The sequence below is a fragment of the Bradyrhizobium sp. WSM1253 genome, assembly GCF_000244935.1.
GTDB lineage: Bacteria > Pseudomonadota > Alphaproteobacteria > Rhizobiales > Xanthobacteraceae > Bradyrhizobium > Bradyrhizobium canariense.
Genome location: NZ_JH600073.1, coordinates 139,295 through 153,423, shown reverse-complemented (window position 1 = coordinate 153,423; position 14,129 = coordinate 139,295). Strand labels below are relative to the sequence as shown.

Genomic DNA, 14,129 nt, shown 5'->3' with positions numbered 1-14,129 from the left:
CCGCGGCAATGTTGCCGGCGGCGGTAGATGCGTGATCGCCAGCCACCGCCAATGCCCTTCCCTTCAAGTTCGACTGTTCCGTCCGCCCGTTCGCATGGCTGGACAAGGCAGACCGGCGCCCGCCTGTTCGGATTGCTGGTCTTGACGTGCAGCCTTGCGCTCGGCGCCTGCACCTCCCTGCCCCGCACGCCCTATACGGCCACCGAAGCCAGCACGTCGCGCGTCCTCGATATCGACGGCCTCCGGCGCTACGCCGACGAACCCATCACGAAATTCAGCTTCGAGAAGGACACCAGCACCGCAACGAAGTCCTACCTGGCGCTGTCAGGCGGCGGTGCCGATGGCGCCTATGGTGTCGGCGTGCTGAACGGCTGGACCGCGGCCAGAACCCGTCCCACCTTCTCGGTCGTCTCGGGCGTGAGCACCGGCGGCCTGATCGCGCCCTTTGCGTTTCTCGGCTCGCGATATGACGACACGCTGAAGGAGGTCTACACCAGCGGTGTCGCGGAGAGCCTGTTGAGCGATCCCAGCATCATGCGCGTGCTGTTCGGATCCGGCCTGTTCGGCAACACGCGGCTGCGCGAGCTCGTCGCCCGCTATGTCGGGCCCGAGATCATGGCGCAGGTCGCCCGTGAAAACGCCAGGGGCCGAAGGCTGCTGGTGGTGACCACCGATCTCGACACCCAGCGGACCGCGATCTGGGACATGGGCAAGATCGCCGCGGTCGGCACGCCCGAGGCGCTCAAGCTGTTTCGCGACGTGATGGCGGCCTCCGCCAGCATCCCCCTGGTGTTTCCGCCGATCATGATCGACGCCGAAGGCGAGGGCCGCAGGTTTCAGGAGATGCATGTCGACGGCGGCGTGACCGCCCCGGTGCTGACGCTGCCGGAAGCCCTGCTGTTCCAGGGCAGTCGCCTTCCCGGCCCTGCGAAGCTGGACATCTACATCCTCGTCAACAAGAAGATCGAACGCAATTTCGAGCTTGTCTCCAACAGCACCATCGACGTCGCCTCACGCAGCCTGTCGTCGATCACCCAGTCGCAGACCCGTTCGATCATCTTCTCGACTTATGATTTTGCCAGGCGCAACCGCCTGGGCTTCCATCTCTCCTACATCGCGCGCGACTATCCGGCGGCTCCCTCGGAAGGGTTCGACACCGCCTATATGCGGGCGCTGTATCAGTACGGATATGAGAAGGCGGCGTCTGGCCAAGCCTGGACTTCGACGCTTCCGTGAGCGCTCGCCGAGGAACGGGGCCGTGCCGGGACGGTTGACGATGAGGCCCATTCGGCCAGATTAGCCATGACGCACCCGTTGCTGCGCGTTATAGAGCAATCACGGATGTCACGACCGCGCAGGAATCATTGGGCATGGGATTGACTGCGACCAGGACAAGACCGGCAGCTCAGCGGCGCGAGGTGCCGAAATCGCGCGGCGGCCGGCCGACGAAGAGCGCCGCGATCGAGCGCGATCAGCGGCTGATCGAGGTCGCCACCCGCCTGTTCCTGGATCGCGGCTTTGACGCGACCTCGCTCGATGCAGTCGCTGAAGCCGCGCGAGTGAGCAAGCCCACCGTCTATGCCCGTTACGGCGACAAGCGCGGATTGTTCGCCGCCGTGCTGCGGCGCGAGATCGCGCGATGGCTTGCACCGCTATCCGCGGCCGCCGAGACGCAGCTCGGCAGCGCCTCGGATATCTCGGTCGAACAGCGGCTGGTCGAGATCGGGCGCGAGATGCTGACATTCACCTGCGGTCCCGATGCCGTCGCCTTCAGCCGCATGATGACGTCGCAGGCCATCAACTTCCCCGAGATCGCCAAGCTCGGCAAGGAGGAAGGCTGGCTCAAGGCCGTCGCCACCACGGCACGCTTCTTCGACCATCTGGTGGCGCAAGGCGCACTCAACATGGAAGACACCACGATCGCAGCCGAGGTGTTTCTCGATGTCGTCGTGGGACACACCCACCGCATGGCGACCTTCGGAACGACGCTCGAGCTGAAAGACGCCGAAAAGCGTATGCGGGTTGCCATCAAGCTGTTCCTGGCCGGAGCGCTTGGCCCCCCGGACCGCCTCCAGGACGCCGCCAAGACCACGCGGCGGCGGCGCCCATCCCGCTGACAATTCCGTGAGATTGCGATCTTTCCAGTGAATCCCGCGCCCGCGCCGTTGACCAAAACAAAACGATACGGTATGGTTTAGTTATAGGGCGATGCGGATCGCTTTTTCACCAGCCCCAAGAGGTCCGCACCGCCTCGATCGCCGCGGCGGTACAGCCCGTCACGACGCTCAGCGGCCGACCGATGCCCAAGGTCGGCCGCAAATTCTTTACGATCATCCGGCACACTCGCTGGCCGAGGGTTTCGAGCATGACGACAGCCAAACGACGTATCTCGGGATTGCTCGCGATCGCCCTGTCCGCACTCCTCCTCGCGGCGCCGGTGCGGGCGATCGTGAGCACGGGCACGCCGACCGCCCTTCACAGCGACACAGATGGTGACGCTGAGGCCGACCGCCAAGCGGTCAGTCGCGAGATCGAGCGCTTCCGCAGCTCGTCGATCTCGATCAACCAGGCCATGGCGATTGCGGAAGCCCGCCACGCCGGTGCCACCACGGCGGATGTGAGTTTCGACGGAGCCTCCGGTGTGCCGGTCTACCGGGTGAAGACCCTGCACAACGACCGGATCTGGCGCCACACCATCAATGCGGCGACTGGTGAGCTCGTCGGCGGCGAAGCCGCCCTCCCTCTCGCCGAGCTCGACCTCGACGACCGCAGCAACCTCGCAGCGCTCGGTGCCATCAAGCATCGGCTTGCGGATGCCGTGCACGTCGCCGAACGCGCGGCCTCAGGCAAGGCGATCAGCGGCGGGCTGGTGCGCGAACGCGGCCGGCTGAATTTCGCGATCGTCGTCATCAGTGGCGACAACCTCAAGGAGGTCATCCTCGAACCGCCGGGCGCCCGGACTAAATAGCGGCAGCCCCAATCCCGCCGAAAAGCCATTGACGGGCGCAAAACTCTCCCGCATAAGCTCCCGCCATGTTCACGACCACCAAACGCACGACGAAAACCACCACGGCCTTCGGGGCCCGGGGAGGCGTGCGCGTGTAGTCGTCGACTAGAACGCAATCCACTCTACCGAAGCCCCGCCCTCGTTGGTCCGGGGCTTTTTTGTTGTCTGAATTCTCAAATCAATGGAGGACACAGTGAGTAACGATCCCGTCGTCGCGATTGTCGGCGTCACCGGTGCGGTGGGCGCCGAATTCATTGCCACCATGGACAAGCGCGGCTTTCGCGTCGGCAAGCTCAAGGCGCTCGCCAGCGCCCGCTCGGCCGGCAAGACGGTGTCGTTCCGCGGGCAAGACGTCGTCATCGAGGAGCTGACCGAACGCGCCTTCGAAGGCGTCGACATCGCCCTGTTCTCCGCCGGCGGCAGCATCTCCAAGAAGTACGCGCCGATCGCCGTCAAGGCGGGGGCCGTCGTCGTCGACAACTCCTCCGCCTTCCGGATGGACCCGAACGTGCCGCTGGTAATCCCCGAGATCAATGCGAACCGCATCCGCGACCACAAGGGCATCATCGCCAACCCGAACTGCGCCGCCATCACGGCGCTGGTGCCGCTATGGCCGATCCACCAGACCAACCGCATCAGGCGCGTGATCATCTCGACCTACCAGGCCGCCTCCGGCGCCGGCGCCGCCGCCATGGACGAGCTGGTCGAGTCCACCCGCGCCAACCTCAACGGCCAGGTTTATACGCCGAAAGTGATGCCGCATCCCTACGCCTTCAACCTCTTCAACCACAACACGGCGATCGACCCCGACACCGGCTACAACGACGAAGAGACCAAGGTCATCAACGAAACCCGCAAGATCTTCGAGGACGACAAGATCGCGATCGGCGTCACCTGCGTCCGTGTGCCGGTGCTGCGGGCTCATTGCGAAGCCATCACCTTCGAATGCGAGAAGCCGATCAGCGAGGATCAGGTCCGTGCCATCATGGCGCGAGCGCCCGGCGTCAAGGTCGTCGACGACCGTGCCAAGAACTACTTCCCGATGCCGATCGACGCCACGGGCCAGGACGACGTCCTGGTCGGCCGCATCCGCAAGGACCTCAGCGACCCCTCCGGGCATTCGATCTCGATGTTCGTGGCAGCGGACCAGTTGCTCAAGGGCGCTGCGCTCAATGCAGTGCAGATCGCGGAGCTCTTGCCGCAGCGGGTGATGGCGTAACGGGAGGTGCGTAGGGTGGGTTAGCGACAGCGTAACCCACCACTGTCTCTACCGCGTAAACAGAAGCGGTGGGTTACGCCTTACGGCTAACCCACCCTACGGCGCCCGAAACAACAAACACGCATCGCCATAGGAATAGAACCGATAGCCGGTCGCGATCGCATGCGCATAGGCCTGCCGCATCGCATCGAGCCCGGAGAACGCCGACACCAGCATGAACAGTGTCGACTTCGGCAAATGGAAATTGGTCAGCAGAACATCGACGGCGCGGAAGCGATAGCCCGGGGTGATGAAGATCGACGTCTCGGCGGCGAACGGCTCAAGGGTGCCGTCCTCGCTGGCTGCGCTTTCGAGCAGGCGCAACGACGTGGTGCCAACCGCGATGATGCGGCCGCCGGTCTTGCGCGCGGTGTTGAGCCGCTCCGCCGTCTCGGCCGAGAGCGTGCCCCACTCGGCGTGCATCTTGTGGCCTTCGGTGTCGTCCACTTTCACCGGCAGGAAGGTCCCTGCCCCGACATGCAGCGTGACGCGGTTGATGCCGACGCCGCGCGCGTGCAGCGCCTGCTCCAGCGCGGGCGTGAAATGCAGGCCGGCTGTCGGCGCGGCAACGGCGCCTTCGTTCGCCGCGAACATGGTCTGGTAGTCGGCGAGATCCTGATCGTCGGGCGTGCGTTTCGAGGCGATGTAGGGTGGCAGCGGCGGGCTGCCGAGATCGGCGATGGCCTGATCCAGCGTCGGACCGTGGAACGAAAATGACAGCGTCACCTCGCCTTCCGCGCCCTTGGCCTCGACCTCGGCGTCGAGATGGCCAAGCAGGCAGACCTTGCCCTCATTGCCGAAGCGGATGCGGTCGCCGGCTGCGAGTTTCTTGGCGGGCTTCACCAGCGCCTGCCAGCGCGAGCCGTCGAGGCGCTTGATCAGCGTCGCCTCGATCTTCGGCTCGGTCTCGCGGCCGATGCGACGGCCCTTCAATTGCGCCGCGATCACCTTGGTGTCGTTGACGACGAGCTGGTCGCCCGGCTTCAGCCATTGCGGCAGATCGGCGATGACCTGGTCGCGGAGCGTGCCGGGATCGACGACCAGCATCTTCGCGGAGTCGCGCGGGCTCGCCGGGCGCAATGCGATGCGCTCGGCGGGCAGGTCGAAATCGAAGAGATCGGTGCGCATCTCGGGCTCACGGCCGTACAGTCACTCCTCATCCTGAGGAGCGCGGAACGCGCATCTCGAAGGATGAAGGCCCTGCTGCTGCAGCTCGGCCTTCATGGTTCGAGACGGCGCTACGCGCCTCCTCACCATGAGGAGAAACGCCTACTCCGCGTCAGCCGCCATCCGCGCCTTGACGATCTTGTCGGGGTTCTGCACGGGTTCGCCGCGCTTGATCTTGTCGACGTTCTCCATGCCCTCGGTAACCTTGCCCCACACCGTGTACTGGTTGTCGAGGAAGCGGGCGTCGTCGAACACGATAAAGAACTGGCTATCGCCGGAATCCGGGCTGGCGGCGCGCGCCATCGAGGTGGTGCCGCGCACATGCGGCTCCTTGTTGAACTCGGCCTTCAGCTTCTTGCCGGAGCCGCCGGTGCCGGTGCCCTGCGGGCAGCCGGTCTGCGCCATGAAGCCGTCGATCACGCGATGGAACACGATGCCGTCGTAGAAGCCCTCGCGCACGAGCTCCTTGATGCGCGCGACGTGGCCGGGCGCCAGATCAGGCCGCATCTCGATGGTAACGGGGCCCTGGGTGGTCTCGAGGATCAGTGTGTTTTCGGTGGCGCTCATGCTCGTCTCTCTTGGGTTGGGGGTGAAGTCCTGTCAGGTGAAGATTTGCGGTTGCGAAACTGGATCGCGAATGGACGCCCTGCAGCGGCGCCGGCCATCGCATCGGTAAATGGCATCGGCGTGCAACGTTGCAATGCCTCCATCACCGCGACCCGGTATTGCAGCCGGTCCTCGTCGGAAGCCTCCGCGGATTCATAGGTAATCCTCGGGTGGCCCAGAATGTTTCCAGCCCGGTTAAAGCTCACGACGACGGTGATGTCGATCGGGCGGGCCTTGGCGGCGGGCGGCGGCTTCCAGCAGGTGCGCAGATGCCGGAAGATGTCCTGGATGGTGTTGACCTGTGCGTCCTCGGCGATTGCGCCGGGGACGCCGAGCAGCAGCACCGCGGCAACCAGCAGGAGCTTGCCACAGGCGCGCGCCATCGCCTCTCCTACTTGATGTCGGAAGCGACCTGCACCTTCACCATCTTGTCGGGATCGGTGACGGTGCCGCCGCTTGATCCGGGAGGCGCCTTCTTCAGCTTGTCGACGACGTCCATGCCCTGCACGACCTCGCCGATCACGGTGTACTGGTTGTCGAGGCTGCCGCCGTCGGCGAACATGATGAAGAACTGCGAATTGGCGGTGTCGACGCTGTCGCCGCGCCGGGCCATGCCGACGATGCCACGCGCAAAATGCACCTTGGAGAATTCCTGCTTCAGGTTCGGATATTTCGAGCCGCCGGTGCCGTTGAAGTTCTGACCGTCGCCGGTCTGCGCCATGAAGCCGTCCATGACGCGGTGGAACGGCACATTGTTGTAATAGCCCTCGCGCGCGAGCTGTTTGATGCGTTCGGCGTGCTGGGGCGCGAGGTCCGGCCTGAGCTTGATGACGATGCGGCCCTTGGTGGAGTCGATGACGATGGCGTTGGCCTTGTCGAGGCCGGCCGGCAAGGCTTGCGCGAAGGCCGGCACCGCGAACAGAACCGCGGCAAGAACTGCGAGAATTCGGATCATGATAACTCCGGATCAGAGATGAGAAAGGAAACGCGCCGTTATCAGGCGAATTTTGCCTTGAGCTGGGCCGCAACCAGCGGCGGGACGAAGGCCGAGACGTCCCCGCCCATGGCAGCGATCTGGCGCACCAAAGTGGCGGTGATCGGGCGGACCATGGGAGAAGCCGGCAGGAAGACCGTATGCACCTCGGGCGCCATGGCCTCGTTCATGCCGGCGAGCTGCATCTCGTAGTCGAGATCGGTGCCGTCGCGCAGGCCCCGAATCATGATCGTCGCACCGTACTTGCGCGCCGATGTCACCGACAGGTCGTCAAACGTCACCGCTTCGAGCACGCAGCCGGCCTGGGCCGCCACCGGCCCGCAGACGTCATGGAGCATCTTCAACCGCTCCTCGGTCGAGAACAGCGGCTTCTTGCCGGGATGCACCCCGATCGCCACAACGAGCCTGTCGCACAGCGACACGCTGTGCCGGACCACGTCCAGATGGCCGTTGGTGATGGGGTCGAAGGAACCTGGATAGAAGGCAATGCGCGGCATGGCCAACGTCCTACCGCGCCCGGCCCGGCCCGGCAAGCCGGTCAGGTTCCCTGGCGGTTTTTCCGCAAAACCGTGTCGGAATGGGCCGAATTGTTTCGTCCTGAGGGCGGCCACGAAACAAAACGGAGCGCGAACGAAACCATTTCCCGGGTTCGCGAAGACGTCCGGAAACTGGCCATGGTTACTAATCCGGCCAACGAACGACGGGCCGCACACTGGGCGTAGCGGCCGCATCACAGGGGACTGTCATGATCAAAGCTCTTTCGGCGATCGCCATCTCTGGGTGTGTTGCTGCCGCTCTCACCCTCCTGCCCGGCTTCGCCCCCACCGTCGAAGCGAGCGTGCCGCAACCGCTCGCCAAGAGCGACCGGCTCGACATCCGCACCATCGGCAAGGACTGCTCGCAGCAGGCCTGGCCGAATTTCGAGGCGTCCTGCCTTCGCCAGGCCGGCACCAAAGCCGACATCCGCGAGGCTCGCCTCGTGACCGCAAACCGCACTCCGTAGCGGCGTCTGTCAGTTTCGCGTCAGGTAGCGACAAATCCCATAGATAAACCCCATGGATATTTGCGACGTCCCGTCGCAGACTGCCCGATGCTCGCGCCCGCCGGAATGACCCGTCGGCCGCGATCCCATCGAGGGGTCGCCATTGTCCAGTACGCCTGCAGTCGCCTCCGGCCATCAACCTGATCCACTGCCGCTTGCAATGACCATGGGCGCCCTCGGGGTGGTCTATGGCGATATCGGCACCAGTCCCCTCTACGCCCTCAAGGAAGCCGCCAAGGCCGCCGCCCACGGCGGCACATTGACGAACGATGCCGTTCTGGGCGTTGCCTCGTTGATCCTCTGGGCGCTGTTGCTGATCATCTCGCTGAAATATGCGCTGTTGATTTTGCGCGCTGACAACCGCGGCGAAGGCGGCATCGTCGCCCTGCTGGCCTTGCTGCATGCCCGCAACGCCCAACCCGGTACTTGGCGCGCGCATCTGCTGGTCGTCGGCCTCGTCGGCGCCGCCCTGCTCTACGGCGACGGGGCGATCACGCCGGCGATCTCGGTGCTGTCAGCCATCGAAGGTCTGAAGGTCGACGCACCCTCGCTCGCGCCGGCGGTGGTGCCCGTGACCGTCGTCATCCTGATCGGACTGTTCATGATGCAGAAGCAGGGCACCGGCTTCATCGGCCGCATCTTCGGACCGGTGATGCTGGCCTGGTTCTTCGTGCTGGCAGCGCTCGGCATCCACGGCATCGTCAAGGCGCCGGCGGTGCTGGCGGCGCTGAGCCCGCTCTATGCGTTCGACTTCCTGATCCACCAGGATTTTCATGTCTCCTTCGCGATCCTGGGGGCCGCCTTCCTCGCGGTGACCGGCGGCGAAGCCATGTATGCTGACATGGGGCATTTCGGCCGCCTGCCGATCCGGCTGGCCTGGTTCGCGATCTGCCTGCCCGCGCTGGTGCTGAACTATTTCGGCCAGGCCGCGCTGCTGATCACCGACCCCTCCATGATCGAGAATCCGTTCTTCCAACTCTGCCCCGACGCCCTGCACTATCCGCTGGTCGCGTTCTCGGCGGTCGCGACCGTGATCGCCTCGCAGGCCATCATCTCGGGCGTGTTCTCGCTGACGCAGCAGTCGATTCAGCTCGGTTTCCTGCCGCGCATGCAGATCCGTCACACCACGAGCGCAGCGATCGGCCAGATCTACGTGCCGTTGGTGAACTGGCTGCTCGCCGCCGCAACGCTCGGCGCCGTGCTGAGCTTCGGCAGCTCGGAGGCGCTGGCCGGCGCCTACGGCATCGCGGTGTCGCTGTTGATGGCGATCACCACGCTGCTCGCTGCCCTGGTCGCGATCCAGTGGGGCTATTCGCCGTGGCTGGTGGTGGCCGTGAACGGCTTCTTCTTCGTGATCGACGTGATCTTCTTCTCGGCCAATTCGATCAAGCTGTTCGAGGGCGGCTGGTTTCCGCTGATGCTCGCGGGCTTCGTCGCTTTCCTGATGCTGACCTGGCGCAGCGGCGTGAAGCTCGTCGAAGCGGCACGCGCGAAGCTGCGCCAGCCCGAGGAGGATCTGATCGAAACCGCGGTCAACAAGTGCAGCGCCAGGCTGCCCGGCACCGCCGTGTTCCTGGCGTCGGCGCCGCGCGGCGTGCCGCTGGCGCTGACCCAGTTCGTCAAGCACAACCACGTGCTGCACGAGCGCATCGTCCTGGTCACCGTGCTGATCGAGGAGCTTCCTCACATCGACGACGAAGACCGCATCGAGGTGATCGAAATCATTCCCGGCATTACCCGCGTCGTTCTGCATTACGGGTTCATGCAGAACCCGACGATCTACGAAGGGCTGACCTTCGCCTGCCGCCACGGCAAGCTGCCCGGCATCGACCTCTCCGACATCACCTATTACGTCGGCCGCGAGACCATCATCCCGCGCGAGGACGTGCCGGGCATGTGGGTCTGGCGCGAAACCGTGTTCGCCTTCCTGCAGCGCAACGCCGAACGCTCCGCCGCGTTCTTCGGCGTGCCGACCAAGCAGGTGGTGGAGTTCGGCACGGAGCTGGAGATTTAGCGCAATTCGTAGCCCGGATGGAGCGACTTGTCCGCCGTAGCTCGGAGAGCGAAGGCGGAAGTGCAATCCGGGACAGCCGTTCGAATGAAGAACCCGGATTTCGCTTGCGCTCCATCCGGGCTACGAGGGGTGACGCATCACTCCCCGTTCGACTCCCCATTCGCCCCGTTTCCGCTCTCGGCCTCTTCCGTGATGTGCTCGACCGAGACGACGTGTTCGTCCTCGGCGGTGTCGAACACGATCACGCCCTGGGTTGAGCGGCCGGCCACGCGGATGCCTTCGACCGGGCAGCGGATCAGCTGGCCCTTGTCGGTGACCAGCATGATTTGATCGGCGTCTTCCACGGGGAACGACGCCACCAGGTTGCCGTTGCGGTTGTTGACGCTCATGGCCACGATGCCTTTGCCGCCGCGGCCCGTGGTGCGGTACTCGTAGGACGAGGTCCGCTTGCCGTAGCCGTTGACGGAGACGGTCAGCACGACCTGCTCGGCCGCCGACATTTCGACATAGCGCTCCTGAGCCAGCTGGAAGCTGCCGGAGGTCTCCTCGGCCTCGGCGTCCGCCGCCGGCTCCTCGGCCGCAGCTTCGCCGGCAACCGCACGACGCATCTTCAGATACGCCGAGCGCTCGTCGGACGTCGTCTCGACGTGGCGCAGGATCGCTAGCGAAATCACCTTGTCGCCCTCGGCAAGCGCAATGCCGCGCACGCCCATCGAGGTGCGCCCGGTGAACACGCGCACGTCGGTCACGGGGAAGCGGATGCACTGGCCGCCGGCGCCGGTCAAAAGCACGTCGTCGTGCTCGGTGCAGATCTGCACGTCGACGATAGCTTCGTTGTCGTCGAGCTTCATCGCGATGATGCCGGAGCGGCGGACGTCGACGAAGTCGGACAGCTTGTTGCGCCGGACGTTGCCGCCTGTCGTGGCGAACATCACGTCGAGATTGCCCCAGGTGGACTCGTCCTCCGGCAGCGGCATGATGGTGGTGATGCGCTCGCCCTGCTCCAGCGGCAGGATGTTGATCAGCGCCTTGCCGCGCGCGTTCGGCGCGGCCATCGGCAGGCGCCAGACCTTGATCTTGTAGACCTGGCCGCGCGAGGAGAAGAACAGCATCGGAGTATGCGTGGACGCCACGAACAGCCGGCTGACAAAATCCTCGTCGCGGGTCTGCATGCCGGCGCGGCCCTTGCCGCCGCGGCGCTGGGCACGGTAGGCCGACAGCGGCACGCGCTTGACGTAGCCGGCGTGCGAGACGGTGACGACCATGTCCTCGCGCTGGATCAGGTCCTCGTCCTCGACCTCGCCTTCCTGCTCGATGATGACGGTGCGGCGCGGGGTCGCGAACTCGGCCTTCACCTCGGCGAGCTCGGACTTGATGATTTCAAGCACGCGGTCGCGCGAGCGCAGGATGTCGAGATAGTCGGCGATTTCGCCGGCGAGCTTGTCGAGTTCCTCGCGGATTTCGTCACGGCCGAGTGCGGTGAGGCGTTGCAGGCGCAAATCGAGAATGGCCCTCGCCTGCTCCATCGACAGCCGGATCGTACCGTTCTCGCTGATGCGGTGGCGCGGATCGTCGATCAGCGTCAGCATGTCCTCGACGTCCCGGGCCGGCCAGTCGCGCGACATCAGGGTGTCGCGGGCGGTGGTCGGGTCGGGCGAGGTCCGGATGACGCGGATCATCTCGTCGATATTGGCGACCGCGATCGCCAGACCGACCAGGATATGGGCGCGATCACGGGCCTTGGCGAGCAGGAACTTGGTGCGCCGCGTGACGACGCGCTCGCGGAAGTCGACGAAGATCGCCAGCAGGTCCTTCAGATGCATGATCCGCGGACGGCCGCTGTCGAGCGCCACCATGTTGACGCCGAAGCTCGTCTGCAGCGGCGTGAACCTGTAGAGCTGATTCAGCACCACATCCGGCACGGCGTCGCGCTTCAGTTCGATGACGACGCGGTAGCCGTCGCGATCCGATTCGTCGCGCAGGTCGCCGATGCCTTCGATCTTCTTTTCCTTGACCAGCTCGGCGATGCGCTCGACCATCGTCGCCTTGTTCACCTGGTAGGGAATCTCGCTGATGATGATCGCCTCGCGCTCCTTGCGGATGGTCTCGATCGCGACCTTGCCGCGCATCATGACCGAGCCGCGCCCGAGGTGATAGGCGGCGCGGATGCCCTGCCGTCCGAGGATGACGCCGCCGGTCGGGAAATCCGGTCCCGGCACGATGTTGATGAGCTCGTCGATGGTGAGCGCGGGGTTGTCGATCAGCGCGACGCAGGCGTCGATGACTTCGCCGAGATTGTGCGGCGGGATGTTGGTCGCCATGCCGACTGCGATGCCGCCGGCGCCGTTGACGAGCAGGTTCGGGAACTTGGCCGGCAAGACCGACGGTTCGGTCTCGTTGTTGTCGTAGTTCGGCTGGAAGTCGACCGTGTCCTTGTCGATGTCGGCCAGCAGAGCCAGCGCCACCTTCGTCAATCGGGCTTCAGTATAACGATAGGCAGCCGGAGGATCGCCGTCGACCGAGCCGAAATTGCCCTGACCGTCGATCAGCGGCACGCGCATGGAGAAGTCCTGCGCCATCCGGACCATGGCGTCGTAGATCGACTGGTCGCCATGCGGATGATATTTACCGATGACGTCACCGACCACGCGGGCGGACTTGACGTACTTCTTGTCCGGCGTGTGCCCCTGCTCGTTCATCGAGTACAGGATGCGCCGATGCACCGGCTTCAGGCCGTCCCGGGCGTCAGGCAGCGCACGCGCCACAATCACGCTCATGGCGTAGTCGAGATAGGACTTCTTCATCTCCTCGAAGATGGAGACGGGGCGAATATCCGAGGGTTGCGCCGGCTGGTCGCCGGGCTTGTCGTCGTCGTCAGCCAAGGGGAAATCCGATGAGGTTTTATCTGGGAATCATATAGCGCATCGAGCCTCTGATAACCACCCTCGCGGGGATCTGGGAAGCGCTTTTTCCGCCTATTTTTCCAACAACTTAAGCCCTTGCGAGCGGTGCCTCGGGCAGCCCCCGCATCGGCCTTGCAAAATCGCCGGTAACACGTGGAAAACCGACCGGCGAGCTTGCCCCGTCAGCGCGTTTGCCAAGCCGCAATCCGAGCTCACCCCAAACATGAAGCGGGCCCGGAAATCCCGAGCCCGTCCTGCCGATTAGTGGGATTTTTTGACACGAGATGAGAAGCGCCGCCCACGCGGCCGGCGCCTCCGCATCGATATGCCTCGTTCTCAGAACGGAATCGCTCAGAACGGGATGTCGTCGTCCATGTCGCTGTTGCGGCCACCGCCGCCGGCGGCAACGGGTCGCCGCGGCGCGCTGCTGACCGGACCGGAGGAGCCGAAATCGCCGCCCGGCTCGTCGCCGAAGCTGCCGCCTCCCCCGCCGCCACTACGGCCGTCCAGCATCGTCAGGGTGGAGTTGAAGCCCTGCAGCACGACTTCGGTCGAGTACTTTTCAACACCGCTCTGGTCGGTCCATTTGCGGGTCTGGAGCGCACCCTCGACGTAAATCTTGGCGCCCTTCTTCAGATACTGTTCGGCGACCTTGCAGAGCCCTTCATTGAAGATCACGACGCGGTGCCACTCGGTCTTTTCCTTGCGCTCGCCGGTCGCCTTGTCGCGCCAGGTCTCCGAGGTGGCGACGCTCAGATTGGCGATCGGCCGCCCGTCCTGGGTGCGGCGGATTTCAGGATCCTTGCCGAGATTTCCAACCAGAATGACCTTGTTGACGCTTCCCGCCATCTCCGCTCTCCGCTCCGAATGCCACTGAATTCAAGAAGGCCGGTCCGCTCCCCGCGCTCCACCGTGCCTGTTGAGGCGACCCTATACGCTCGCCGAACGCTTGCGGACGACGATCAGTCCGTCGCCCCTCCGGTTATCCCCACATATAGCATCGACCTCCGGCATGTTCCAGATTTGTTCTTGGCGAACTTCCGCATCGAATATGTGGCGTCGATCGGCCAATGTACTGCGGGAAGGCACGCGTCGATTGGAACCTTTGTAGGTTCCCAAAAGCGAAGGAAAGAACTTA

13 protein-coding genes are annotated in these 14,129 nt (G+C 64.6%); 6 read left to right on the top strand and 7 right to left on the bottom strand.

From position 1 onward, the window contains the following. Window positions 1-27 precede the first annotated feature (27 nt). The 4 genes from BRA1253DRAFT_RS02560 to BRA1253DRAFT_RS02545 all read left to right on the top strand — a co-directional run bounded on the left by BRA1253DRAFT_RS02560 (window position 28) and on the right by BRA1253DRAFT_RS02545 (window position 4,226). Window positions 28-1,236 carry a patatin-like phospholipase family protein gene (locus BRA1253DRAFT_RS02560; protein ID WP_051058392.1) on the top strand — a complete coding sequence of 403 codons (1,209 nt, stop codon included), beginning with the start codon at window positions 28-30 and terminating at the stop codon, window positions 1,234-1,236. Window positions 1,237-1,370: 134 nt separating this feature from the next. Next, a complete protein-coding gene (locus tag BRA1253DRAFT_RS02555; RefSeq protein WP_007590740.1) occupies window positions 1,371-2,117 on the top strand; it encodes a TetR/AcrR family transcriptional regulator in 747 nt (248 codons plus the stop codon). 248 nt (window positions 2,118-2,365) lie between these two features. Next, on the top strand, window positions 2,366-2,968 hold the full coding sequence (locus BRA1253DRAFT_RS02550) for a PepSY domain-containing protein (RefSeq protein WP_007590739.1): 603 nt from the start codon (window positions 2,366-2,368) through the stop codon (window positions 2,966-2,968). Between the two features lie 220 nt (window positions 2,969-3,188). Further along, window positions 3,189-4,226: an aspartate-semialdehyde dehydrogenase gene (locus BRA1253DRAFT_RS02545; RefSeq protein ID WP_035992631.1), complete on the top strand. Its 1,038-nt coding sequence runs from the start codon at window positions 3,189-3,191 to the stop codon at window positions 4,224-4,226. A gap of 96 nt (window positions 4,227-4,322) precedes the next feature. Here the strand turns inward: BRA1253DRAFT_RS02545 and queA are convergent, their stop codons facing one another. The 5 genes from queA to coaD all read right to left on the bottom strand — a co-directional run bounded on the left by queA (window position 4,323) and on the right by coaD (window position 7,529). Continuing rightward, window positions 4,323-5,393, bottom strand: a complete 1,071-nt coding sequence (gene queA / locus BRA1253DRAFT_RS02540; protein WP_007590737.1) for a tRNA preQ1(34) S-adenosylmethionine ribosyltransferase-isomerase QueA — start codon at window positions 5,391-5,393, stop codon at window positions 4,323-4,325. A gap of 141 nt (window positions 5,394-5,534) precedes the next feature. Continuing rightward, entirely contained in the window at window positions 5,535-5,999 is a 465-nt protein-coding gene (locus BRA1253DRAFT_RS02535; protein ID WP_007590736.1) for a peptidylprolyl isomerase, read from the bottom strand. Continuing rightward, window positions 5,996-6,421 (bottom strand): hypothetical protein, encoded by a 426-nt coding sequence (locus BRA1253DRAFT_RS02530; protein ID WP_007590735.1) that lies wholly within the window; start codon window positions 6,419-6,421, stop codon window positions 5,996-5,998. The genes BRA1253DRAFT_RS02535 and BRA1253DRAFT_RS02530 overlap by 4 nt, the downstream gene beginning before the upstream one ends. A gap of 8 nt (window positions 6,422-6,429) precedes the next feature. After that, the gene (locus BRA1253DRAFT_RS02525) at window positions 6,430-6,993 is read right to left on the bottom strand and encodes a peptidylprolyl isomerase (RefSeq protein WP_007590733.1); all 564 of its coding nucleotides are present in this window, start codon (window positions 6,991-6,993) and stop codon (window positions 6,430-6,432) included. Between the two features lie 41 nt (window positions 6,994-7,034). Next, the gene (gene coaD, locus BRA1253DRAFT_RS02520; protein ID WP_007590732.1) at window positions 7,035-7,529 is read right to left on the bottom strand and encodes a pantetheine-phosphate adenylyltransferase; all 495 of its coding nucleotides are present in this window, start codon (window positions 7,527-7,529) and stop codon (window positions 7,035-7,037) included. Window positions 7,530-7,777: 248 nt separating this feature from the next. On the opposite strand from coaD, the gene BRA1253DRAFT_RS02515 reads away from it, so the two are divergent. Together BRA1253DRAFT_RS02515 and BRA1253DRAFT_RS02510 are read left to right on the top strand one after the other, a co-directional pair. Then, window positions 7,778-8,035: a hypothetical protein gene (locus tag BRA1253DRAFT_RS02515; protein WP_007590731.1), complete on the top strand. Its 258-nt coding sequence runs from the start codon at window positions 7,778-7,780 to the stop codon at window positions 8,033-8,035. 199 nt (window positions 8,036-8,234) lie between these two features. Beyond that, entirely contained in the window at window positions 8,235-10,088 is a 1,854-nt protein-coding gene (locus BRA1253DRAFT_RS02510; protein ID WP_051058391.1) for a potassium transporter Kup, read from the top strand. A 137-nt stretch (window positions 10,089-10,225) separates the two neighbouring features. Here BRA1253DRAFT_RS02510 and gyrA read toward each other — a convergent pair whose 3' ends face one another. Continuing rightward, window positions 10,226-12,970 carry a DNA gyrase subunit A gene (gyrA, locus tag BRA1253DRAFT_RS02505; RefSeq protein ID WP_007590727.1) on the bottom strand — a complete coding sequence of 915 codons (2,745 nt, stop codon included), beginning with the start codon at window positions 12,968-12,970 and terminating at the stop codon, window positions 10,226-10,228. Between the two features lie 372 nt (window positions 12,971-13,342). Next, entirely contained in the window at window positions 13,343-13,840 is a 498-nt protein-coding gene (locus BRA1253DRAFT_RS02500; RefSeq protein WP_007590726.1) for a single-stranded DNA-binding protein, read from the bottom strand. Window positions 13,841-14,129: the final 289 nt, after the last annotated feature.